The organism is Pseudomonas sp. Irchel 3H7 (assembly GCF_900187605.1).
GTDB lineage: Bacteria > Pseudomonadota > Gammaproteobacteria > Pseudomonadales > Pseudomonadaceae > Aquipseudomonas.
Genome location: NZ_FYEA01000009.1, coordinates 276,504 through 299,220, shown reverse-complemented (window position 1 = coordinate 299,220; position 22,717 = coordinate 276,504). Strand labels below are relative to the sequence as shown.

Annotated in this window: 17 protein-coding genes and 1 pseudogene; 9 read left to right on the top strand and 9 right to left on the bottom strand. The window is 59.7% G+C overall.

Annotation, left to right across the window (positions count from 1 at the left end; all coding sequences use genetic code 11):
* Positions 1-69: 69 nt before the first annotated feature.
* Entirely contained in the window at positions 70-2,844 is a 2,775-nt protein-coding gene (locus tag CKW38_RS18960; protein ID WP_007914583.1) for a hybrid sensor histidine kinase/response regulator, read from the top strand.
* 22 nt (positions 2,845-2,866) lie between these two features.
* Here CKW38_RS18960 and CKW38_RS18955 read toward each other — a convergent pair whose 3' ends face one another.
* Genes CKW38_RS18955 through CKW38_RS18945 form a run of 3 tightly spaced genes read right to left on the bottom strand, consistent with a single transcriptional unit; the run spans position 2,867 to position 5,062 of the window.
* The gene (locus tag CKW38_RS18955; protein ID WP_095113540.1) at positions 2,867-3,508 is read right to left on the bottom strand and encodes a hypothetical protein; all 642 of its coding nucleotides are present in this window, start codon (positions 3,506-3,508) and stop codon (positions 2,867-2,869) included.
* Complete coding sequence (locus CKW38_RS18950) at positions 3,505-4,206, bottom strand: hypothetical protein (RefSeq protein ID WP_095113539.1); 702 nt, start codon at positions 4,204-4,206, stop codon at positions 3,505-3,507. The genes CKW38_RS18955 and CKW38_RS18950 overlap by 4 nt, the downstream gene beginning before the upstream one ends.
* Positions 4,207-4,261: 55 nt before the next feature.
* Positions 4,262-5,062 (bottom strand): hypothetical protein, encoded by an 801-nt coding sequence (locus tag CKW38_RS18945; RefSeq protein WP_007914578.1) that lies wholly within the window; start codon positions 5,060-5,062, stop codon positions 4,262-4,264.
* Between the two features lie 233 nt (positions 5,063-5,295).
* On the opposite strand from CKW38_RS18945, the gene CKW38_RS18940 reads away from it, so the two are divergent.
* On the top strand, positions 5,296-5,892 hold the full coding sequence (locus CKW38_RS18940) for a MarC family protein (protein ID WP_007914577.1): 597 nt from the start codon (positions 5,296-5,298) through the stop codon (positions 5,890-5,892).
* A gap of 86 nt (positions 5,893-5,978) precedes the next feature.
* Here the strand turns inward: CKW38_RS18940 and CKW38_RS18935 are convergent, their stop codons facing one another.
* The 5 genes from CKW38_RS18935 to cobG all read right to left on the bottom strand — a co-directional run bounded on the left by CKW38_RS18935 (position 5,979) and on the right by cobG (position 17,777).
* Entirely contained in the window at positions 5,979-13,139 is a 7,161-nt protein-coding gene (locus CKW38_RS18935) for a TcdA/TcdB pore-forming domain-containing protein (RefSeq protein ID WP_095113538.1), read from the bottom strand.
* 292 nt (positions 13,140-13,431) lie between these two features.
* Complete coding sequence (cobJ, locus tag CKW38_RS18930) at positions 13,432-15,132, bottom strand: precorrin-3B C(17)-methyltransferase (RefSeq protein WP_095113537.1); 1,701 nt, start codon at positions 15,130-15,132, stop codon at positions 13,432-13,434.
* Positions 15,132-15,866, bottom strand: coding sequence for a precorrin-2 C(20)-methyltransferase (locus CKW38_RS18925; RefSeq protein WP_007914574.1), 735 nt, complete (start codon positions 15,864-15,866; stop codon positions 15,132-15,134). Before CKW38_RS18925 ends, cobJ begins: the two co-directional genes overlap by 1 nt.
* Positions 15,863-16,489 (bottom strand): precorrin-8X methylmutase, encoded by a 627-nt coding sequence (locus CKW38_RS18920; protein ID WP_007914573.1) that lies wholly within the window; start codon positions 16,487-16,489, stop codon positions 15,863-15,865. Before CKW38_RS18920 ends, CKW38_RS18925 begins: the two co-directional genes overlap by 4 nt.
* On the bottom strand, positions 16,482-17,777 hold the full coding sequence (gene cobG, locus CKW38_RS18915; protein ID WP_305887120.1) for a precorrin-3B synthase: 1,296 nt from the start codon (positions 17,775-17,777) through the stop codon (positions 16,482-16,484). Before cobG ends, CKW38_RS18920 begins: the two co-directional genes overlap by 8 nt.
* A gap of 132 nt (positions 17,778-17,909) precedes the next feature.
* On the opposite strand from cobG, the gene cbiE reads away from it, so the two are divergent.
* Genes cbiE through CKW38_RS18900 form a run of 3 tightly spaced genes read left to right on the top strand, consistent with a single transcriptional unit; the run spans position 17,910 to position 20,936 of the window.
* Positions 17,910-19,121 (top strand): precorrin-6y C5,15-methyltransferase (decarboxylating) subunit CbiE, encoded by a 1,212-nt coding sequence (cbiE, locus tag CKW38_RS18910; RefSeq protein WP_095113535.1) that lies wholly within the window; start codon positions 17,910-17,912, stop codon positions 19,119-19,121.
* On the top strand, positions 19,114-20,211 hold the full coding sequence (locus CKW38_RS18905; RefSeq protein ID WP_095113534.1) for a cobalt-precorrin-5B (C(1))-methyltransferase: 1,098 nt from the start codon (positions 19,114-19,116) through the stop codon (positions 20,209-20,211). The genes cbiE and CKW38_RS18905 overlap by 8 nt, the downstream gene beginning before the upstream one ends.
* Positions 20,208-20,936, top strand: a complete 729-nt coding sequence (locus CKW38_RS18900; RefSeq protein WP_095113533.1) for a cobalt-precorrin-6A reductase — start codon at positions 20,208-20,210, stop codon at positions 20,934-20,936. Before CKW38_RS18905 ends, CKW38_RS18900 begins: the two co-directional genes overlap by 4 nt.
* Here CKW38_RS18900 and CKW38_RS30405 read toward each other — a convergent pair.
* Positions 20,922-21,257 (bottom strand): hypothetical protein, encoded by a 336-nt coding sequence (locus CKW38_RS30405; RefSeq protein ID WP_256588411.1) that lies wholly within the window; start codon positions 21,255-21,257, stop codon positions 20,922-20,924. The genes CKW38_RS18900 and CKW38_RS30405 overlap by 15 nt on opposite strands.
* Between CKW38_RS30405 and CKW38_RS18895 the strand changes: the two are divergent.
* The 4 genes and pseudogenes from CKW38_RS18895 to CKW38_RS18880 all read left to right on the top strand — a co-directional run bounded on the left by CKW38_RS18895 (position 21,144) and on the right by CKW38_RS18880 (position 22,715).
* A pseudogene (locus CKW38_RS18895) lies at positions 21,144-21,397 on the top strand (type II toxin-antitoxin system RelE/ParE family toxin). The gene CKW38_RS30405 and the pseudogene CKW38_RS18895 sit on opposite strands and share 114 nt — an antisense overlap.
* A gap of 3 nt (positions 21,398-21,400) precedes the next feature.
* On the top strand, positions 21,401-21,691 hold the full coding sequence (locus tag CKW38_RS18890; RefSeq protein ID WP_007914567.1) for an addiction module antidote protein: 291 nt from the start codon (positions 21,401-21,403) through the stop codon (positions 21,689-21,691).
* Between the two features lie 97 nt (positions 21,692-21,788).
* A complete protein-coding gene (locus CKW38_RS18885) occupies positions 21,789-22,187 on the top strand; it encodes a DUF2946 domain-containing protein (RefSeq protein ID WP_095113532.1) in 399 nt (132 codons plus the stop codon).
* A gap of 48 nt (positions 22,188-22,235) precedes the next feature.
* Positions 22,236-22,715 (top strand): copper chaperone PCu(A)C, encoded by a 480-nt coding sequence (locus CKW38_RS18880; protein WP_007914562.1) that lies wholly within the window; start codon positions 22,236-22,238, stop codon positions 22,713-22,715.
* Positions 22,716-22,717 lie beyond the last annotated feature (2 nt).

Below are 22,717 nucleotides of genomic sequence, written 5' to 3'. Positions count from 1 at the left end.
TTCCTCGCCGGGCTGTTCCGCCGCCGCGCATCGTTATATTCTGGCATCAACCTACGAAGGGATTTCGCCGTGCGCTGGCTCAGGATTGCCATAAGCTTCACCGTCACGTTGCTGACCTTGCTCTGCATGCTTCCGGCCCAGGCCGCGCAAGGCAGTGGCTGGTCGGTATTGCTCGACGATCAAGGCAATCTGCAACTGAGTGATATCCGCTCCGCTCGCTACACCAATCAATTCAGCCCCATCGACCTTGACCGCCTCACCGCGTCCGAACCCGATGGCGCCTTGTGGCTGCGTTTCAGGCTGGCACCGGGCAAGCACGAGCAAGTGCTGCGCATCTTTGCCCCCGACCTGTCACAGCTCAATCTCTACGTACTCGACGGCGACAAGCTGATCGAGCAACGCAACACCGGCACCGACCAGCCGCAGGCCGAACGGCCGTTGCCGAGCAGCGACTTCATGTTGCCGTTGCCGCAGAGCGACAAACCCCTCGACGTGTATCTGCGCCTGGTGTCCGACCATCAGTTGCGCCCGCACGTCACCCTGCAATCGGCGGTGATGAGCGCGGCCAATCACAATCAGACGCTGGTCTTCGGTTTACTGTTCGGCTGCCTCGGCATGCTGCTGTTGCACAATCTGGTGCGCTACGCCTATTCCCGCTCGCGCAGCAGCTTATGGCTGGCGGTCTGCGAAGGCCTGCTGGGCCTGAGCCTGTTGCTGCTGCTCAACCTCGCCGGTCCCTGGCTGCCGAACTGGCATGCGGTGCAGACGCCGGGCGCCTATCTGGCGTTGCTGCTGACGGCGCCGGCCGGGCTGATGTTCGCCTATCGCTTCTTCGCCCCGCTCGGCCCGCATCCGCTGAACAAACTGTTGCTGGGCGACATTCTGTTTATCGTGACCTGCAGCCTGTTGCTGCTGTTCGTCAACACCCTGCCGCTGAACATCATCACTTATGCACTGGTGGCGCTGGCCGGCCTGAGCATGTTGTTCGTCGCGTTCTATCACTGGCAGAAGGGTTACCGCCCGGCGCGTTTGTTCGTCGCGGCGATGGTGGTGTTCAACATCGGCACGCTGATCATTCTTCCGGCCTTGCTGGGGCTGACATTGGTCTCGCCGCAAGGCTTGATCATGACCCTGATGGCATTCATCTGCATCAGCGGCCTGCTGATGAGCATCGCCCTCGGTGAGCGTCAGCGCAGCATCACCGAAAGCCGTTTCAGCGTCAGCCGCGACCTCGCCGCAAGCAATGCCGAGATCAACGCCAAAGCCGAATTCCTCGCCAAGATCAGCCACGAAATCCGCACGCCGATGAACGGCGTGCTCGGCATGACTGAACTGCTGCTGGGCACGCCACTGTCGGTCAAGCAACGCGATTACGTGCAGACCATCCACAGCGCCGGCAACGAACTGCTGACGTTGATCAACGAGATCCTCGACATTTCCAAGCTTGAATCCGGGCAGATCGAACTGGACGACGTGCAGTTCGACCTTAATGCCTTGATCGATGACTGCCTGAGCATTTACCGCGCCAAGGCCGAACAGCAGAACGTCGAACTGATCAGCTTCATCCAGCCGCAAGTGCCGCGAGTGATCAGCGGTGACCCGACACGTCTGCGTCAGACGCTGCTGAGCCTGCTGGAAAACGCTCTGAAGAAAACCGATGAAGGTGAAGTGCTGATCGTCGTCGCGCTCGACGAACGCAGCAGCAAGCCACGCCTGCGCATCGCTGTGCAGGACAGCGGCCAACCGATGGATCAGGAAGAACGCGACGCGCTGATGCACGCCGAACTGCACAGCAAGCACTTCCTCTCGGCGAATCGCTTGGGCGGCAATCTCGGTCTGGTCATCGCGCGGCAACTGATTCGTTTGATGCAGGGCGAATTCGGCATCAAGAGCGGCGCCAATCAGGGCAGCACCTTATGGTTGACCCTGCCGCTGGATCCGGATCGCCTCGAACACCCGACCTCCGATCTCGACAGCCCATTGCAAGGCGCACGAGTGTTGGTGGTCGACGACAACGACACCTGTCGCAAAGTGCTGGTGCAGCAATGCAGCGCGTGGGGGCTGAATGTCAGCGCCGTGCCTTCCGGCAAGGAAGCGTTGGCCCTGTTGCGCACCAAGGCGCACCTGCGCGATTACTTTGATGTGGTGTTGCTCGATCAGAACATGCCAGGCATGACCGGCATGCAGCTCGCGGCCAAGATCAAGGAAGACCCGAGCCTGAACCACGACATTCTGCTGATCATGCTCACCGGCATCAGCAATGCGCCGAGCAAGATCATCGCGCGCAACTCGGGGATCAAACGCATCCTCGCCAAACCGGTGGCCGGCTACACCCTCAAGACTACGCTGGCCGACGAACTCAACCAGCGCAACAAAGGCCAAGTGGTGTTCCAGCCGCAAGTGGTCACCCCAGCCACGGCTGCCAAAGTGCCGAGCGACTTCCGCATCCTCGTTGCCGAAGACAATACGATTTCGACCAAAGTGATTCGCGGCATGCTCGGCAAGCTCAACCTGCAACCGGACACCGCCGCCAACGGCGAAGAAGCCCTGCAAGCGATGAAAGCCCAGCGTTACGACCTGGTGCTGATGGACTGCGAAATGCCGATTCTCGATGGCTTCTCGGCGACCCAGCAACTGCGCGCGTGGGAAGTCAGCAACCAACGCATCCGCACGCCGATCGTGGCATTGACGGCGCACATTCTCGCCGAACACAAGGAGCGCGCGCGTCAGGCCGGGATGGATGGGCACATGTCCAAGCCGGTCGAGTTGTCGCAATTGCGCGAGCTGATCGAGCACTGGGTTGCCCAGCGAGATCAGCAGAATCGGACGGCGTCGACCTTCTGAGCAGGATCGTATTGTTATTCGATCAGATCTCCAGGCCATCAAGGTATTTGAGTGAGCCGGTGATGACGGAGTTTTTCACCTTTTCGCGAAACTGTGCGTAATGCAGCGTGTTGAATGTAATGGCAGCAATTTGTTCAACGCTGTTGTGGATGAGTGTTTCATCCTCGCTGAACAAAAACCCGCTGGCCTCTCTCTCGATCTGGAACTGGCGGTGATAGATGCCCATTTCCACTTTGTTCGGGCCACTCATCACGCAGGGGATCATTTGAAAATATCCGACATTGGCACGCAGGCTCGTGGACTCGAACAGCCTGAGTGCCAATGCGTCACGCTCCATCACCTGCAGCGCACGCCGCATAGGTTCGCAGAACTGCTCACCCAATACCGCCGCGATACGCTGCGTTGCCTGACCGGCCATCAGATTATTGCGCGACGGCGTCAAGGTTTGCGGTTTCGGCACGTCCCATCCGACAAATTTCAGGACATTCCTGTAGTACTCGAACCAGTCCCCCGATAGTCCGTCCTCGAACGCCGCGCGTGTTGCTCTTTGCGCATAGGCTGTGCTCATGTAGATGTCGTCTCGATGGGTCGCAGGCAGGCCACCGGCAAACGCCACGACACTGCCGCCCACCACCGCAGCCTGCGGTGTAATCAAGTCCTTCATGCCGTAATCTCCTTGGGCAGATTCAGCACTGCCACGCTGTCCGCAAGTTTGTCCCTGACTTTCCTGGCAATCGCCTCACGCGCGCCGCTGTAGCGAATTTCCGACAGACTTGCCCGGGCGTGATGCACATGGACCAAGCCTTGAACCTCTTCGCACTGATACAACTGTTGAAATGGATTTTGGCTTAACTCGAGTGACGCCTCGAACTCAACAAACGCGCTTGCTATCGAATCGGCAGCATTCGCGACAATTACCAGTAGATGTACCTTCGCCAACGGCGGCGGCATGCTGTCCGACTCGGCCGTAGCCGATATTTTCATGAAACTGCGCAATCGCTGGATGGCGAGTTCGTCGCCCGGTATTTGTGCCATTCGCTGCAGAACAACACCCATTATTCGGGTTTCAGACATGGCATCATTGCTTAACGCTGTATTGAAAAACTCCAGCGCGGACTGACTTCCGGGATTGCTGACCTGCCATGTCTGCTTCGACTTCTGATGGCGCAACCAGAAATCATCAAGGACACTCACGTACGTGCCGTACCAATCCGGGGACAGGGATTTTTCACGTTTCTTATTGGCAACCAGTTGCGCCAGCAAAATCGAATTGACCAGATCGCTATAAACTTCCAGCCGTTCACCATCGGGAATAATCACCACACAAGCCCCGACAATCAAAACTAAACACTCATCATCCATGTTAGGCCTCCGTAATAAAAAAGGGCAGTCGCCATGACTGCCCTTCTTCTGTCAATCAGATTTCATACTCTTCGATTTTCGATACCACGTTCAGACCCAGCTTAGTCCTGATGGCCATGCGCGCCTTATCAGCAACTTCGGTATTCTTGGCAAAGATCGTTTCACCGGTGTACAACTTCACATTGCGAATATCCACATCGACAAACATAACTTTAGTAGAAGTATTGCGACGCAGAAAACGCACAGCGCCGACGGCCATGATGGCTTCACCATTAACTTCGGTACAGACGCCAGCGGTGATGCCGCCAACGCCGTGGTTCAGCAGATTGCGCTCATACAGAGTCAATGCGGTGTCGCGTTTTTTCAGAGCGGCGATGGCGTCGCCCGCCGTCTTCAGCATCAGCGCAGTTGCAGGACCAGGCACCGCAAGACCCGCTACCACCGAGCCGAGAATTTCCAGGACCAGTTTATCCATCCGTACGCTGGTGCCCGCAACTTCCAGATCGTTGTAGTACTTGGTAACAGGCGTCCAGCCTGAGTTGGTCATGACCTCGCGAAACAGCAGATACCACTCCAGGCCCTGGCTTTCGAGCGGGAATTTCTTGTTGGCTACAAGTGTCGCGAAAAGAAAGGCATTTTGTGCGTCGGTCCGATTGTCATCCGTCAGATGAGCAGAAAATGCCAAAAGACCCTCGCCAACAACTGCCGCCTTTGTCGGCGCTTCCACGGCGTCACCCGAATTAAGGGTCAGGGCAACACCACGACCTTGAATAGTTGGAACCTCATCAATTTCATATTGCTGCAAAGCACTAATGCAGTTGGCGACATAGAGTTGTTGCATTACTGGGTTATTCACTTTCAATTCCTTATCATCATTTAAGCAAGCCTTCATTAACTTGCGAAAACGACCATAACCAAAGACACCAACACCCCACAAACAAAAACATGTAACACTACTTACCAAAGCAATAAAAACACAACTAACAAACAACTAAACCAATAACAATCAGCGCTATAAAAGTCGATACCCCAACCCCGCAAAGCGCTGATAGACTCCATCCCCACTCTCCTTCCCAGCGAGACATGACCATGCTCCACGTGTTGTTCAGCGTTTACCTGAAGATGCTGGTGCTCTACAGCCCGTTCTTCGTGCTGTCCTGTTTTATCAGTCTGACCCGCGGTTATTCGCGCAAGGAGCAACGGCGGCTGGCCTGGAAGGTCGCGGTGGCGACGCTGGTCTCCAGCGTCCTGCTGTATTTGTTCGGACGGGTGATTTTCGATGTGTTCGGCATCACCGTGGATGCGTTTCGCATCGGCGCCGGCAGTGTGCTGTTCATTTCGGCGCTGGGCATGGCGCAGGGCAAACCGGCGGTACAAGCCGACAACGTGCAGCAGGACGTCACCATTGTGCCGCTGACCATCCCGTTGACGGTTGGCCCCGGCACAATCGGTGCCTTGCTGGTGATGGGTGTCAGCCAGCCGCATTGGGACGACAAGCTCACCGCGATCATCAGTATCGCGCTGGCCAGCTTCACCGTGGGCGTGGTGCTCTACCTGTCCAATCGTATTGAGCGGATTCTGGGGGATCAGGGATTGCAGATCGTCAGTCGTTTAATGGGATTGTTTGTCTGCGCCCTGGCGGCGCAGATCATTTTTACCGGGATCAAAGGCTATTTGGTGCCCTGAAACCGGCCCCCGAGTGCGCCGGCCAAAATTAAAACGCCGCGAACGACAACGTTCGCGGCGTTTTGGTTTTCAGACGAATTCACCGGTCAGAGCAAATGGTCAGCCAGCACCGCCAGGCTGGCAGTTGCGTCATTGCCCTGCACGCTCGCCAAAGCCTTGAAGCATTGTTCGAGTGCGAACACGTACTGACGGCCAGCGATTTTGACAGCCAGTTCGCATGAACCCTGCTCCTCGATCCCGCGTACGATCAGACTGTGGCCATTGTCCGGATCGGCCAGTACCAGGTGGCCATCGATCCGCGACATCAGCCAATGCCCACACTCGGGCATATCCAGCACCAACAAGCCAGGTTCCGTCTCCTGCTCCGCGGATGGGCGCCGCACATCGACAACGATGCAATCGAGTCGCTGCCAGGTTGCGGCCGATATCCGATAACCCTCCGTGCGCGAACCGAAGGTCAGAATCAACAGTTCGACGCTGTCCGCAAGCAATGGCTGTACCTCGGTGAGGTCATCACTCACTTCCAGCACCATGACCTCCTCGTCACGGAGGGCGTAGCTACCCGGCAACCAGACGCCATCGACCGTTCCGGCGCTGAAGATCAATGGGTCAATCGGGTCGAACAGCAGCGGATTGGCCGCATCACGCGTACCAAGGAACGTAGCCCATTTTCCATCGTCCCGAGCAGACACCTCGAATAGTCGATCAAGCTTCGGCACGTAGTATTGGTAGCGATTGCCGGTATTTTCAACGGGAAGAAACGCGGCATGGTCTTGCCCGTCCAGCAGCTTTTTTAAACGCTCCTGCAATTGCACAGACGTCTGGCCCGAGACGTATGACCAGCGGTTTTCCATGCCGACAATGCGCGCCGGCTGCTGATCCTGCAGTTGCAGCGTCACACCTTCGCGGGTACGCCCGAGCAGCCCGTCGCCATGCGGCAGCACTTCGCAAAACGCCCACGATGACCATACTCGCTCGGCCTGTGGCAACGCTTGGCGATGCAGCAACACGCTGCCGTTGCCGAACGCCGCGTGCATCTGCTCGAGAGCAACCAGCGTCTGGCGCCACAGCTGCCCGGAAGTAATATCAAGCAACCAAACTGCTTGCCGGTCGGGCGTTAGCCCCAGCAACGTAAGCTCGTGGCTGCCCATGGCGTCCATCAACACAAGTTTTTCGTCAATACACCACACTGGCAGAAACGTCTGACCCGCTTGGGCACGCAAGCCGATGATTGCAAACGCGGCGCTGCTGTATTCCATGGCAAGCGCCGGTAATGCCGTCAGCCAGTCGGGGTTTTGCTGCAGCCAACGCTGGCCGAGGCCGACAAATTTCAGCACAGGTCTATCAAGCTCGGACAGCCAGTTGTCGTCCTTGGCGCCGAGGTCGACTTCGAACATTCGCCCATCGTCTTGGGTGGCCAGGAAGCTTTCGCCAACGCGCGTAACATCGATCACACCTTTCGCAAGCGCCTTGTGCCATGGCACGTTGTCACGCAGTTCTATGCCATGACTGAGCATTTGACTTTGCCGGCTGTAAAACAGCAGCGCAGCGGCGGGATCAGAGGCTCGAGGCATCAGCATCACCCTGTCCGCGTCACTGTCGGTGTCTGCTGGGAAGTACCTGTCGTGATGCGCGGCAATCCATGCCCGCTCAAGCAACTGATCGAAGGACCAGGCACGGGCGTGAATGTATGGCGCGTAGGTCCAGGTGCTGATGGGCGAAGCCATACCGAGTGTCTCGTCTGCGTAGGGACGGCGTTGTTTCTGGCGATGGCGGAAAAACGCGATTCTCGTGCCCTCCTCGGGCTTGAGGAAAGATTTTTCCAGACCGGGCGACCACATGTGGATGTCCGTCAGGGTCACTTCGCGGTCGGTCAGATGAAACTCCAGTGTCGTGCGCACATTCATGGACTTTTGTTCTAGCAACTGCTGCGAGACTCGCAGAGTGCCGTCCGCCAGTTGCCCGAAAGCGCTGATTTTCGTACCGGGCTCCACACTCAATAACCGATAACGATGCACGACCAGGCCGCTGATCACAGCCACGCGCCAGACCGTGGCATGCTCGGGATGATAAAACCACGCATGAGCAGCGCTGGCGGCGCCCAGCATCAGGCCGTCGTTGACTTCGCGCGGCAGCTCGCGCGCGTACAACAAGCGTTTTCGAGCGACATCGTAAAAAGCGGTTGTGCGCACAGCGTGGCTGGCCGGATTGAACGGCACCCTGAACCGGTGAAGCGTGACGTAACCAGTGCCCAGACGCCCTTCATTGTCTCGCTGGCGCAGATGGGCAAGGACATCACGCGGATTGTCTTTAGCATCGTTGAGGGTGATGGAAAGCAGGCGCAGCGACTGACGTTGCCAGTCCAGTTGAAACAACTCTCCCCCGGCCAGTTCGATCAGCCCCTCGAAGGCCGACAGCACGATACCGTCGACCGTTAGTTGACGCCCCGCCAGGTATGTCTGCAGGGCGCCGTCGTCCATCGTGGATACGTCATCAAAGCAGACCTGCTCAATGCTGGCCCAAGGAGCATGCACCAGCCATTGCGTCGCTCCATTGAATTTCACGGTTTTCAGTCCCGGGGTCAGACGGAGCTGGCAGCGGTCTGACGTGGCGCTGATTTCGTAGGACAGCTTGTGCTGGCACTCCATCGGCAAGGTCGGCACCGCTAGTTGGCGCACCTGCTCGTCCAGCACCACGCTGATCGTTGTCGCTTTATAGACCGGATGCAGTTTGTAGAGGATGTGTTTGAAAGAGGGTGTGCTGTGCAGATAAAAACGCCGGTTGCCCTGCTCGTCGTATTCCAGCTTGTCCGCCGCACTGTCGCGCAATTGCGGATAGCGTGTGTGGATGCGCTTATCCAGATGTCTCGTCAGCGTATCGCCCAGTGCCGCGAACGGATTGAAGTACGAGTAAAGGTCTGGCTCAGGCATTTCACTGGCGTTACGAGGCTCGACCTGCTCTCCCGGCAGAGGCTCGTACACATAGCCCGCGCCTCCCAGTTGATATTCGTAGCCGTAATAGCAGAGTGGTGTGCAAGGCAGCACCACGGTATGCAGTGAAGCGGCCCCGTGGATATTCAGCGCTGCGCTCTCGGGGAGACCGAAAGCCTGGCGGATATTGAGGGAACGGTGTATCTGCTGCGGGTCATCGTTGTATTTCGGCAATTCGAGTGCGCCGCCGCCCCATGGATAAAAGCGCTGGCTGTCAAAGCTAACCCGCCTGTCCTGCAGATCCAGATGGGTGATCACGGCTTCTGGCGGGAACTGCAATACACCCTCTGCGACAGTGAAAGCGCCCGGTTTGTAAGCGTTGTGGATGGCACGCAAATGATTGCCGACCGCTGTTGCCTTGTCGGCAATCTGCCCAAGATTGCTGGCGATGGCCGTGGCACCGATGCCGATGCCGAGTAACGGCACAGACAGAAAAGCCGCCGCTGCGCCAACCGTTCCGCCTGCCGCCAATGCAGCAACATCCAATCCCAACGCTATTGTGTTGAACGCCAGAGACGTGGAGAACTGCGAGCGCTGCTCGTAATTTTGCGCCAGTGACAGGTTATGGATGTCGAAGCCGATGTTGACCAGCGAAAACGCAAAACCAACGCCGGTTGCCCCGCGACCGAGCACACGGCCGGACAACGACGATTGGCGCAGGACCAACGCCTGTTCACTGGCCACCACGTGCCGCACCAGGTTGATCATCTGTGCGGTGTCGCTGAGCACGCCAAAACCCAACTGCGCATAGCTGACGTAAACCTGGACTTGAAGCGCAATCGACAAGGCTGGCAACTGATCCCCGGCCTGGTATTCACGATGGCGCAGTTCGCTGATCAGCGTCTGGATCGCAAAGGCGAAACTCAAGCGGCTGCCTCCATCAGCCTCGGCCGGGCCACTGGGTTTGCCTGCCTTCACGCTCTGATGCAGATGCTGCTTGAGCTGAGTGAAGCGCGGGTCGGCCGTGCTCACGGTTCGCACTTGATGCGGATTCTGTGCATCGACCAACGTCAGCGAAAAGTCACCGTCCGCCTGAGGTGTGAGCGTTTCCAGCAACGGCAGATATTCACGCCCCAACGAGTGCTCACTGCGCAACTGCTGCATGGCCTGAGCAAACGCCTGCGCCCAATAGCGCGCATCCACTTGCGCCAGGCTGGCACCCATCCGCGCGTTTTCACTGAGCGAACGCTGGCGCGCCACGGCCTGCTTTGCCCAGACTGGGCCACTGCGTGAATCACGCGAAGGAATGCGCAAAAAACTGTCCAGGGGCAAACCCGTCGATAGCGTGCGGGCCGCCATTGCCTCAGTGTTCAACTCGATCACGTTGAATCGCGCCCCGGCCATGTCGCCCAGACCGTAGAGCCTGGCCAGTGCACTGTCGCCAGCGCTCATATAACGCTCAACGCCAAGTTTCACCTGCGCGCTTTCGGCGAACGCATAAATGGCAAAGTTCGGATCATAGAACCGGTAGACGAATTGACCTCCTGCCTGCGTTTTGGCCACCAGCAGGGCGTGATCGCCGGTGTCGAGCAACAGGACGGTGGCTGCACTTTTCGCCTCCAGTGTCTGTATGACCGAGTCCAGACTCTGCAAGCCACGGGAGTCACCAATGGCACTGGCAGGCAAGGCTCGCAGTTCATTCAACGCACTGAGCAATGCCTGTGAACTGGGTTGCTGGTGGTTGATGTTGGCCGTGGCAACATGTCCCACCAGTGTCCGTTCGGCCGACTCACCGGCAGCCACCGCTGCGCCCATCAGCAACGCCAGCGGATAACACCGGCGCCCCGGATCACTGGGCGTGTGCATCAGCAAATCCTGCGACAGCTGCCGGGCCGAGGTCGCGCCGGCCTCGAAGAATATCTCGCGCACCTGCGCACTGCGCTGGAGAATCCGCGAGCGGAACTCGCCTTGCGCCGTGTGATTGATCTGCCCGATACGTTCGCCCCATTGGCGCAAGGTCAAGGGTTCAAACAGTGCCTGAACCTTGAGTTCGCGGGCTGTCAGGACGTCATGCGCTTGTCCACGCGCCAGCCCGGCCTCGAAGTCGGGCGACTGCCGCTGGCGCAGGGCTTTTTCAACCGCATCATAGCGAGCGAAAGTACCGTCGCCGTCAGTCTCGACAGCAAGGTCGCGCACGGTTTGCCAGACGCTGGCAAAGCTCGCGTCGTCCAGACTTGTCGCGCCGAAAATCCCCCCGAGCATGACGCGCACCAACGGGCTGAGTTGTTCCAGCGGCAGAGAATCATGGGCGATGCGGCTGAGCAGTTCATTGAGGTTGCTTGAGGATTCGGCGCCCTGGGAAACGGGCAGCTCGCGCACAGGTTGCGCAAGGATCAACTGACGATTTTCAAAGCCGATGGAAAAGGCTTTGGTGAAGCTGATGTCACCGCTGAGTTTGTCCCTCATGGCTCGCACAAAGGGTTCGCCCAGATCATCCATCAATTGTTGCAGGACCGACGTCAGCAGCACCGCTTTACCGCCGACTACGGGCCAGCCTTGTTTAAACGTCAGCGTCTGTTGCGGCTGAAGCAGATCCGCCAGTTGCCCGGTATAGCGTGATTTGAGTTTGCCGGTTTTCCACTTTTCCTGCTCTTTGGCCAGCCATTGCTCGGCGTCATCATTGACGGTCCAACCGGAGATCGCTTCCTCCTCGGTCTGCACGTTGTAACCCTCGGCCAGTCGCAAGCGCTCCTGAACCGTAACCTCGTTGTGCGGCAGGAGGTGAGTCTCGACGTAATTTTTCAGCCCGGTCACCGCTGCACCGGGTCCGGTAAGCGCAATAGTGCCGCGCGATCCGACGCGAATACCATCACGGTAGTAGCTTAAAATCGCCTCGCTCAACTTACCCAGAAAATCCTGCAGCGTGCGCGTCAGTTGCCCCTGCTCGATTTTCTCGTTCATGACGTTTTCTATGACATCGAGCAATCGTTCAGTCTGTGACCAGTCTACCGACGACGCGATGGCCGCCTGCTCAACGGCCTGCAGGCAGTCATAGTTGAAGCGGATCAATTGCATGACCGCGAGCGTCATCTCGCTTTGCGGCTGTGCCAGCAGATAAGCGTTCATCTCTCTGCTGAATTGCGTGCCCATTCGCAGACCGTGTTGCGGGCTGACGACTTCACGCGGTGCGACAAATATATGCTTGACGCCGGGCTTGCTGCGGGCAAAGACCAGCAGTGCCTCGCGATGTGCGGCAGGCAAAGTGTCCGTGTGATCGGCGTAGCGCAGGCGGTCGCGACCGGGCATCAACGTTTCATCATGATTGAGCAAAAGCTGCAACACCCCCAGCCGTTGCTCGTCACTGAACCCGCTGATGTCGACACCGCCCAGTCTGTCAGCCAGCGGCGGCAGATAATCCATGTCGCTGTAACGACCACCCTCGGCATATTCGGCCTGCAAGCGAACAACATCGCTTGCCGCCGCAAAGTTACCGCGCATTGCCACTTCGCGCTGATAGACATCCTCTAGAAAGTGCCCGGCGAACTCCCGTCGAACATCACGCAACTGCAAGTCGCTGCCGGCCATTTGCTGATGGCTTTGCAAGCAGCGTTGACGGAAGGCTTCCAGCGTCGTGCGGTCTTTGCCGTAAGCGCGCACCATCAGGTCGATCCGGGCCTGATCAGCTTTCCCTTGCCATTGCGGTTGTTGCAGGTACTCGAACATCTCGCGCTTTAATACACGCGCACGATCTTCGATCATCTTTGCAAGTTCATCGGGGTTGCTCACGGTGTCCCCGCCAGACTCCATTGCAGCAACTCTGGCGCTGTCGGATATAACCCGATTCATTTCGAAAGCCAGTAACGCATCGCTGTCGTACCAGAGATTGAACTGGTAATTCTCGGCAGCCAGCACCTGACGCCAGATGTTCATGTAATCGCGCTGGATATTGCCAACCTCACTGCCACCCACCCAGACGAAGTGCATGACTGCGGGTATCGGACTGGGCACGTCACTGAGCATGTTTACAGTGCCTGCCAAGCGGGCGATGTAAGCGCGCAATTGTTCTTCGACGGTATCGATCAACGCTATTGCGGGCGCTGAGTTACGCTTTGCCAAGCGTTCAAAATTTTCCAGAAAGAGTGTTACAACCTGCAGCTTTTCAGCGAGGCTGGTGGCTAGTCCGGCCTGCTCGTAAAGCGCCACCAACATTGCATATTCGGCAGAAGCGGAAAACGCCTTGAATGCGCGCTTTAACGCGGAGTATTCATCGGCGGAAATAAAATCAAACTCGTCAACATATTGCTCCATGACACCCATCAAACTTCATCCTTTATTCGTTGAGAGAATCCTCGACGAAGTTAGTCTGCCCGCGGGGTAACTTCAAAAAGCACAAAACTCAAATAGTTTCCCAAGAAATATCAAACAACAGACAAGTTGCTTCCGCGCACGATTCGGTAACAAACAGACGCGCGCCCCGTCGTTCGATAAACAAGCGAAGCGGCGCTCCCAACGGATGCAACGCCGTAATTCAAAATTAATCGTCCGGGAATGAATTTCGACTTGATGTCACACCGAGGCAACTTATTTACAACTTGCCTCGGCTCGGCACTCAGGAAAGCGGCTTTTCGCCGTACCAGCGCGGCGTGTAAACCCAATCACCACCGCTGGCACGCGCAAACGTGCAGGTGGTCGAAGAACCAATCAGCACCATGGTGCGCATGTCCACCTGCTCGGGAGTTAATGCGCCAAGTGTCGTGGTGCGCAGGGTCTGTCCCGGACGGCCGATGTCGCGGCCCAACACCACGGGGGTTTCAGCTGAGCGATGCTGCGCGACAATCTCCAGCGCCCGGCCCAATTGCCACGGACGTGCACGGGAGATCGGGTTGTAGAACGCCAAGGCCAGATCCGCTTCAGCAGCCAGATCCAGACGCTTTTCGATGATCGACCACGGCTTGAGGTTGTCCGACAGCGACATCACGCAGAAGTCATGGCCCAGCGGCGCTCCGGCTTGCGCGGCGGTGGCCAGCGAAGCGGAAACGCCCGGAAGGATTTCCAGATCGACGCTGTGCCACGCCGGATCAGCCGATTCGTGCAACGCTTCGAGCACTGCCGCAGCCATGGCGAACACACCCGGGTCGCCCGAGGACACAACGATCACCGAACGCCCCTCGGCGGCCAGTCTGAACGCGTGACGGGCGCGTTGCATTTCTTCGCGGTTATCGGTGCAGTGCTGCACTTGATCGTCGCGAAACGGACCGGCCATGCGTACGTAGGTTTCGTAACCGAGCACATCGGTCGCGCGCGCCAGTTCGGCTTTCACCGCCGGCACCATCAGTTCGGCAGCGCCGGGGCCGAGGCCGATCACCGCGAGACGACCGCGTGGCCGGCCAATGTTCGAAACATCCAACGGCTGCTCGGCAACCGCGATTGCCATGCCGTGGCTGACCACGACTGCAGCCTCAGGCACTGCGGCACGTGCCAGATTTTCGATGTCGCTTTGCGCCGCAACAAAGCGCAGCGGCACTCCCAGCTCAAGCGCCGCTTCACGCAAACGTGGCGAAGCCATTTGCGTCTCGCTGGCCAACAGACAGGCCAGCGACTGCACGGCGATTTGCGCCTGCTGCAATGCGCTGCGAACGGCACACGGCAGGTCCGCAGTTTCCGCGCTCACCGCCACCGCCACACTGCGTGGATAGATCAGTAACTCATTGGCACTTGCTTCACGCTCGGCACTGCCGACATGAATCGAGCGCTGCGCCTGTGGGTCTTCCGGCAGTTGCGCCTGATCCAGCCACGGCGCCGCGCCTTCGATGCGCACGCTGTGGCCGGCCAACAGATCAGAGACAAAACGCTTGCCCAGTTCCAGATCGCCCAGCGCGTAACCACTCGGGGGATTGAGCAGGCACGTACCAAAACGCAACTCGCCGCTGGTGGTGATCGCCGCAGCGACTTGCAGCCCGGCAGCGATGTCCCGCGCCATGACATTCACCCCGCCGAGGCCGCCCAACAGCGGCACCACGGCGCTGCCGTCTTCGGCCACCACGAGCACTGCCGGCTCGGCGCCCTTTTCCAGCAACAGCGGCGCCAGCGTGCGGATGACGATGCCGGCCGCGCACAGGGCAATGATCGGCGTGTCCTGCTGATACAGCGCGCGCAGGGTCGCGCCGAATTCCTGATAGGTGCAATCGGCGCCTTCGACGCGCCCGGCGAGGCCGTGGATCTGCGCCGCCGGATACATCTGCTGAATGCGCCGTGCGGTGGCCAGGCTACCCTGACCGAGAATGACGATGGCTGGCGTGGATTGAGTCATCAGCCTTGCCACCGTTCGCCCGGCACGATGATCAGCGAGAAGTACGGCGACGACATCGGCTCGACCTGATCCATCGGCACGATCTTCTGATTGGCCATGGTTGCGCGCTCGACGTACAGCGCACGCTCGGCCAAGCCGAGTTCTTCCAGCACCTGACGCACCTTGGGGAAGTTGCGCCCCAGCTTCATGATCACCGCCGCGTCGGCATCGGCCAGACGTCGCTTCAGCTCTTCATGGGGCAACACGCCGGAAAGCACCGACAGGCTCTGATTGCGATACACCAGCGGCGCGCCCAGCACCGAAGCGCCGCCGAGCATCGAGCACACGCCCGGCACCACTTGCGCTTCGTAACGGCTGGCGAGGCGATCGTGCAGGTACATGTAGGAGCCGTAGAAGAACGGATCACCTTCACAGATCACCGCGACATCGCGACCGGCATCCAGATGTGCCGCGATGGTTTCGGCAGCCTCATCGTAGAAATCGCTGATGACCTGTTCATACGAGAGCGGAGCCGGCAGCACTTCGGTGGTCACCGGGTACACCAGCGGCAGCAGATTCTGTGCGTCTTGCAGGTGCGCTTCGATGATGCCGAACGCGTTGCCCTTTTTGCCCTTGGCAACGAAGTACGCCACCACCGGCGATTCGCGCAGCAGGCGCAGGGCTTTGACAGTAATCAGTTCCGGATCACCCGGGCCGACGCCCAGACCAATCAAACGTCCTTTGGCCTGCATCATTCGATCTCCGTGGCGAGGGCATTGACGGCGGCGGCGGCCATGGCGCTGCCACCGAGGCGGCCTTGCATGATCACGAACGGTACGCCACGGCTGTCGGCGGCCAGGGCGGCTTTCGATTCGGCAGCGCCGACGAAGCCGACCGGGAAACCAAGAATCAATGCCGGTTTCGGTGCCCCGGCGTCGAGCATCTCCAACAGATAGAAGAGTGCGGTCGGTGCGTTGCCGATCACCACTACGCTGCCTTCCAGGTGCGGACGCCAGAGTTCCAGCGCGGCGGCGGAGCGGGTATTGCCCAACTCGCGAGCCAGCTCCGGCACGCTCTCGTCGCGCAAGGTGCAGATCACTTCGTTATTGGCCGGCAGGCGTGCACGGGTCACGCCTTCGGAGACCATCCGCGCATCGCAGAGGATCGGCGCACCGGCGGCCAGCGCATCGCGCCCGGCCTTACCCGCACCTTCGGAGAATTGCAGGCCGTCGACGGCTTCGACCATGCCGCAGGCGTGGATCACCCGCACCGCGAGTTTTTCCAGATCGGCCGGGATGCGCGCCAGATTGGCCTCGCTGCGAATGATCGCGAAGGAGTTGCGATAAATCTCCTGACCGTCGCGGATGTAATCAAGCATCAAGGGGGCTCCGAGAGCGGGTGGCGAGCAGGGTCGCGACCGCTTCAATAGTAAGGTTGCGTGCGTGCAGCGCGCCGAAACCCGGCAGCGTCGCATCGCGAAAATAGAGGTCGTAATGACCGGGATTGACGGCCAGCAACGTCACCGGGGCACAGTGGGCGGCGGCGCACGAGCGCGGGCAACCACTGAGGTGGATGTTGAGGGCAGCAGGCAGCAACGTCGCCAGAAGGCGGGCGTCCTGCTTGGTGTCGGCCAGGCCTTTGCCGCAGCCATTGGAACCGGTGCAGGCGATCAGCCGTGCAAGCGGTTCGCCAGCGCGGGTCTGCAGGTTCAGTCGCTGAAAACCTTCCAGCACTTGGACCGCATCACCTGCATTGACGTCGGGCAGCAGCAGGCTTTGCCAAGGGGTGAAGCGCAGGCTGCCATTGCCGAACTGGCGGGCCAGTTGCGCCGCCCCGCGCAGCATCACCGGATCAAGACGGCCCAGCGCCGGCACTGCACCGATGTACACCCGCCCCGAGGTATTTTGCGGATGAGCGCCGATGTGCAAATCGTCCGCCACGGCCGCGCGCTGCCAATGGCTGATCGGCTTGATCGGCAAGCGCGTGCTCAGTTGCCCGATAAACGCCGAGAGCGGCAACTCGTCGAGCAAATGGCGCATGCGCGTCTGCTCGGGCCGCGCCAACTCAAGAAACAATTCCAGCACCGCAACCACCAGTGCATGGCCGTGTTCCAGCGCCACTGCGCCGACCGCGCGATCCGTCGGGCAACCGGCCAGACCGAACGCCAACAAGGTTTCACCGTCACACTCGAACGCTGACAACCACAGATCATGGGGATGTTCGAGCATCGCCAGTGCTTCACCGCCATCGAGTTGCACGGCGAACTTGGCGCTCAGCTCGTGGAACCGTGGATGGCTTTGCAAGGTGTCGAGGATCTGCCCGGCGAGGCCTCGAGTGTCGAAATGCATCTGCCGATCAATCCCGGCCGCAGGGCTGAGCATCAGGTTGCGCACATCGTCAGCGGCCGCCGTGCGCGGACCAAGACCGGCGGCAAGCAAGCCTTCGATCAGTGCCGCAGATTGCTGGCCGATCCCACGGATTTGCAGATTGGCGCGGTTGGTCGCCTCGATAGCCCCGCCGAACTGTTCGGCAACGTCGGCCACCGCGTCAGCCTGATCGGCGCTGATCGAACCACCGTTGAGTTTGATCCGACAGATACCGCCGTCCAGTGCCTGGACGATACGCAGCAACCCCGGGCAGGCCGAGGGGCGTAAGGCGGTGGACATCGGGTGTTCGTTCAAGGGGCTGACCGGCTGCGTGGGAAAGGCGCTTCGCGGGCGAAGGCGCGGTATTATGCCTGCTTTGTCCGCTGGCATGAAAAGACTGCCCGTCGGAACGGCGTGTTTAGAGGAATATAGATGTCACCCTGGCTGACGGTAGTGGGAATCGGTGAAGACGGCTTCAAGGGCCTGGGCAAAAACGCCCGGCGTGCCCTGCTGGGCGCCTCGCGGATCGTCGGTGGCCAGCGTCAACTGGATTTGCTGCCGGTGTGTATTCGCGGCGAACGGCAATTGTGGCCCAGCCCGTTTGCCCTCGCGCCGGTGCTGGCGCAGCGTGGCGAAGCGGTCTGCGTGCTGGCCAGTGGTGATCCGATGTTTTACGGCGTCGGTGCCAGCCTCGCCCGCCAGGTGCCGAGCGAAGAGATGCTGATCCTGCCAGCGCCGTCGTCCTGTTCACTGGCTGCTGCTCGTCTCGGCTGGCCGTTGCAGGAGGTGGTGACGCTGTCGCTGCTGGCCCGACCACTGGCGGCACTCAATGCACAACTGTTCAGTGGCGTGCGTCTGTTGTTGCTAAGCAACGACGGCCAGAGTCCGACTGCTGTTGCGCAATTGCTCCGTGAGCGCGGATTTGGTTCGAGTCGCCTGAGCGTGCTTGAGCATCTTGGCGGTGACGCCGAACGGCGCATCGACAGCACCGCCAATGCCTGGAATGCGACGTCGGTGGCCGACCTCAATGTCATCGCTATCGAATGTCTGGCCGACGCCGACGCCCCGCGCCTGTCACGTTTGGCCGGACTGCCGGATTCGGCATTCCAGCACGACGGCCAGTTGACCAAGCGCGACGTACGCGCCATCACCCTCGCCCGTCTCGCCCCGACCCCCGGCGAACTGCTCTGGGATGTCGGCGCCGGCAGCGGTTCGATCGGCATCGAGTGGATGCGCGCGCACCCGAGTTGCCGCGTCTTGGCCATTGAAGCCGACGAAGGTCGCCAGCAATTGATCGAACACAACCGCGATGCGCTGGGTGTGCCCGGTCTGCAATTGATTCGCGGCAAGGCACCGCAGGCGCTGGCCGGACTGGAGCGCCCGGACGCGATTTTCATCGGCGGCGGCGTGACCCGTGAAGGCGTGTTCGAAACCTGCTGGGAACAGCTCAAACCCGGTGGCCGTCTGGTCGCCAACGCGGTGACCCTGCAAAGCGAAGTGGCCCTGATGAACTGGCGCGAACGTTACGGCGGCGAGCTGACGCGTATCCATGTCGCCCAGGCGCAACCGCTCGGCGAATTCGACACTTGGCGGCAGGCATTGCCGATCACCCTGCTCGATCTGGTCAAACCCCTCGATGCGTGACGAAACTGCCGAACAACCCGCGCCCCTGCGCAGCGGCCTGACCACCGGCAGCTGCGCCACCGCCACCAGCCTTGCCGCCGCACGCTTGCTGCTCGGCGGGCTGTCCGCCGATGCAGTGCAGATCGTGTTGCCGAAAGGCAAACAGGTGCAGATGCGCCTGGAGTTCTGTCGTTTGACCGACGACGGCGCCGAGGCCGGGACGATCAAGGATGCCGGTGACGATCCCGACGTGACCCACGGTGCGCTGCTCTACTCGCGGGTGCGGCTGCTGAGTGAGCCGGGAATTCGCTTCAATGCCGGTGCCGGCGTGGGCACCGTGACTCGGCCGGGGCTGGTGCTCGGCGTTGGTGAGCCGGCAATCAACCCGGTGCCGCGCAAGATGATCAGCGATCACCTGAGCCTGCTCGCCGCCGAGACCGGCTACGGCGGCGGCTTCGACGTCACTGTCAATGTCGAGGGCGGCGAAGCGCTGGCGCTGAAAACCATGAACCCACGGCTGGGCATTCTTGGCGGTTTGTCGATCCTCGGCACCAGCGGCATCGTCCGGCCGTTTTCCTGCGCGGCTTACATCGCCTCGATCCATCAGGGCATCGATGTGGCGAAAACCAACGGTTACCTGCACATCGCCGCCTGCACCGGCAACGCCAGCGAAGACACCATGCGTCGGGTCTACAACCTGCCGGAAATCGCCCTGATCGAAATGGGCGACTTCGTCGGCGCGGTGCTCAAGCATGTGCGCAAAGTGCCTGTGGATAAACTCAGCCTGTGCGGCGGCTTCGGCAAGATCAGCAAACTGGCCGCCGGGCACATGGATCTGCACTCGCGGCATTCGAGTATTGATTTGCCGCAACTGGCGGAGTGGGCGGCGGCGATTGGCGCCGATGCGGCGTTGCAGCAAGGCATTCGCGAGGCCAATACCAGTCAGCAGGCATTGGCCATGGCCAGTGCGGCGGGGATCGCCCTCGGTGATGAAGTCTGCCGCCATGCGCTGAATTTCGCCCGCAGCGTGGTGCCCGCGCAGGTGCAGGTCGAGGTGTTTGCGATTGATCGTCAGGGCGGGATCGTCGGGCATGCCGGAGGTTCTGCATGAAGCGGATTTTGCTGCTCGGCGGCGTCACGGAAGCGCTGGCAATTGCTCGCACGCTGGGGGCAGAACATATCTATAGCCTCGCTGGCGTTGGCCGAGTACCGACCGACCTGACCTGTCAGGTGCGCGTCGGTGGCTACGGGGGCGCTGAAGGTCTGGCGCAATTCATTCGTGACGAAGGCATCGACCTGTTGCTCGACGCCACGCATCCCTATGCCGCACAGATCAGCCAGAACGCCGCGACCGCCGCGCGACTGAGCGGCATCCCCTGCTGGGCTTTGCGCCGTCCGGCATGGCAGCCGCAACCCGGTGATGACTGGCGCGAAGTCAGCGACTGGGCCGAGTTGATCGCGACCCTCAAGCCGTTTCGCCGACCGCTGTTCACCCTCGGCCGAGAACCGCTGCAGCACCTCAATGAAATCCCTCAGGACCAGTTCTGGACTCTGCGCGCCCTCGACGTTTACCCGGGCAATGAACGCTGCGAAGTGATCGGTGCGCGTGGGCCGTTTCTGCTTGGGGATGAGCGCGCACTGTTCGAGCGGCGGCAGATCGATGTGTTGATCAGCAAGAACAGCGGCAGCACCGCCACCGAGCCGAAGCTGGAAGTGGCGCGCGAGCGTGGGGTGCCGGTGATTGTGTTGAAGCGACCGGGGTTGCCAGAGGTTGATCGGGAATTTCGATCAGCGTCTGAAGTCCTTGAAGCCCTGACGACGTCAGACTTTTCCTGACTTCGAATTTATTTGCGAATTTACCTGCAATTTTTGAGGACGCAGCCGACTGTTTTTCACTACATCCTCACCCCAATACTTCGGTTCCTTTAATCCCGACAAGCAGACAGCCAAGAAAAGCGGCTTGCCAGCTTGTATCCCAAGGAATACGATCCCGACATGATCGCTTTTGAACGATCCCGCATATTTTCCGAATGGCTCGACTCCTTGAAAGACATCAAAGGGAAAGGCCGAATCATCTCCAGAATTAAAACAGCCGAAAATGGCAACTTCGGTGATTGCGGGTTCGTCGGTGACACTGTTTATGAAATGCGTGTTCATTACGGCCCCGGTTACAGGATGTACTTCACACGCAAAGGCGAAGTGATTTATCTACTGCTGATCGGGGCGACAAATCGACACAAAAGAGAGATATCAAACGCGCCGTGCAAATGGCTCATAACATCGGAAATGAGGAGTAAATCATGACCGAAGAATTCGCCCGTTTTGACGCCGCCGAGTACCTCAAGACTCCCGAGGACATGGCGGCATATCTGGACGCCTGTTTTGACGACGATGAAGGCGATGGCGTTCTGATTCGTGCAGCACTCAATGACATCGCCCGAGCTCAAGGCATGACACAAGTGGCGCGGGATGCAGGTTTGGGCCGCGAAAGTCTTTATAAAGCGTTGAGTAGCACTGGCAATCCCGAATTCGCAACTATCATGAAAGTCATGAAGGCTCTGGGTTTACGATTGCATGCCGTAACACTGTGAACGCGCTGCGACACCAGACCGCACGACGCTTTTTTACTTATCGGCCCTGATCAGGCTAAATAGCCGCGCCTGATCGCCCACCCAATGGATCTGCCCCATGAACCGACACCGGCTAGCAATTGCCTGGATCGCCTGCTTTGCAGTGCTGTTCAACATGCTCGCCATGCCGATGACGGGAGCGATGGCGCAGGCGGCCAATTCACCGGCCGAACAGTTGCTCTGGAGCAGTTTCTGCACCGGCAGCGGGACCAAGATGGTGGCGATCAACATCGGCGCCACCGATCAAAAGGCCCCGACCAACGACAGCCATTCGAACATGCAGCATTGCTGGTGCTGCTCGGGCTCGGCGCCGTTGGTGGCGTTGCCGGGGCATTCGCCGCAGCTTTACTTCGCCCGTTATGAAAGCAATCGCAGTGTGGCGCCCGCCTCGTTGCAAACACCCACGCCGCGCCAGCAATGGCCGAGTCTCAATCCCCGCGCCTCCCCTCTGGTTTGATTTGTTCGCGCAATTGACCTGCGTTTCAAATCGTTCTGGAGAACTGCCATGTTGAACAAACTCATCGTCGTCGCTGCGCTGCTGTTGCCGGCGTGCTTTGCTCATGCCCACGAATACAAGGTGGGCGAACTTGAGATCGCCCATCCGTGGTCGCAAGAGTTGCCGCCAAATGCGCCGACCGTTGCTGCCTATTTCATCATTCACAACGCCGGCAAGACGGACGATCGCCTGCTCAGCGTCGACTCGCCCATCGCCCCGGAAGCGCAACTGCACGAACACGTCATGCAGGGCGATCTGATGAAGATGCAGCAGGTGCCGAGCGTGGCCATTCCGGCCGGCGGCAACGTGACATTCGCGCCGATGGCCTATCACGTGATGCTGCTCAACCCGACCGATCGCAGCCTGCTCAGCGACGGCAAGCGCTTCCCGCTGACGATGCATTTCGAGAAGGCCGGTGACGTCACCGTCGACGTCTCGGTGCAGAAGAAACCGCCGGAAACCACGCAGGCCCACGCGCACGCCCAGTAAGC

Coding starts and splice junctions, on each gene's coding strand:
- CKW38_RS18890 (WP_007914567.1), top strand. CDS start 21,401: ATGACCGAAGAATTCGCCCGTTTTGACGCCGCCGAGTACCTCAAGACT.
- CKW38_RS18940 (WP_007914577.1), top strand. CDS start 5,296: ATGCTCCACGTGTTGTTCAGCGTTTACCTGAAGATGCTGGTGCTCTAC.
- cobG (WP_305887120.1), bottom strand. CDS start 17,777: ATGTCCACCGCCTTACGCCCCTCGGCCTGCCCGGGGTTGCTGCGTATC.
- CKW38_RS18900 (WP_095113533.1), top strand. CDS start 20,208: ATGAAGCGGATTTTGCTGCTCGGCGGCGTCACGGAAGCGCTGGCAATT.
- CKW38_RS18935 (WP_095113538.1), bottom strand. CDS start 13,139: ATGGGTGTCATGGAGCAATATGTTGACGAGTTTGATTTTATTTCCGCC.
- CKW38_RS18955 (WP_095113540.1), bottom strand. CDS start 3,508: ATGAAGGACTTGATTACACCGCAGGCTGCGGTGGTGGGCGGCAGTGTC.
- cobJ (WP_095113537.1), bottom strand. CDS start 15,132: ATGACTCAATCCACGCCAGCCATCGTCATTCTCGGTCAGGGTAGCCTG.
- CKW38_RS18950 (WP_095113539.1), bottom strand. CDS start 4,206: ATGGATGATGAGTGTTTAGTTTTGATTGTCGGGGCTTGTGTGGTGATT.
- CKW38_RS18880 (WP_007914562.1), top strand. CDS start 22,236: ATGTTGAACAAACTCATCGTCGTCGCTGCGCTGCTGTTGCCGGCGTGC.
- CKW38_RS18885 (WP_095113532.1), top strand. CDS start 21,789: ATGAACCGACACCGGCTAGCAATTGCCTGGATCGCCTGCTTTGCAGTG.
- CKW38_RS18925 (WP_007914574.1), bottom strand. CDS start 15,866: ATGATGCAGGCCAAAGGACGTTTGATTGGTCTGGGCGTCGGCCCGGGT.
- CKW38_RS30405 (WP_256588411.1), bottom strand. CDS start 21,257: ATGAACACGCATTTCATAAACAGTGTCACCGACGAACCCGCAATCACC.
- cbiE (WP_095113535.1), top strand. CDS start 17,910: ATGTCACCCTGGCTGACGGTAGTGGGAATCGGTGAAGACGGCTTCAAG.
- CKW38_RS18905 (WP_095113534.1), top strand. CDS start 19,114: ATGCGTGACGAAACTGCCGAACAACCCGCGCCCCTGCGCAGCGGCCTG.
- CKW38_RS18920 (WP_007914573.1), bottom strand. CDS start 16,489: ATGCTTGATTACATCCGCGACGGTCAGGAGATTTATCGCAACTCCTTC.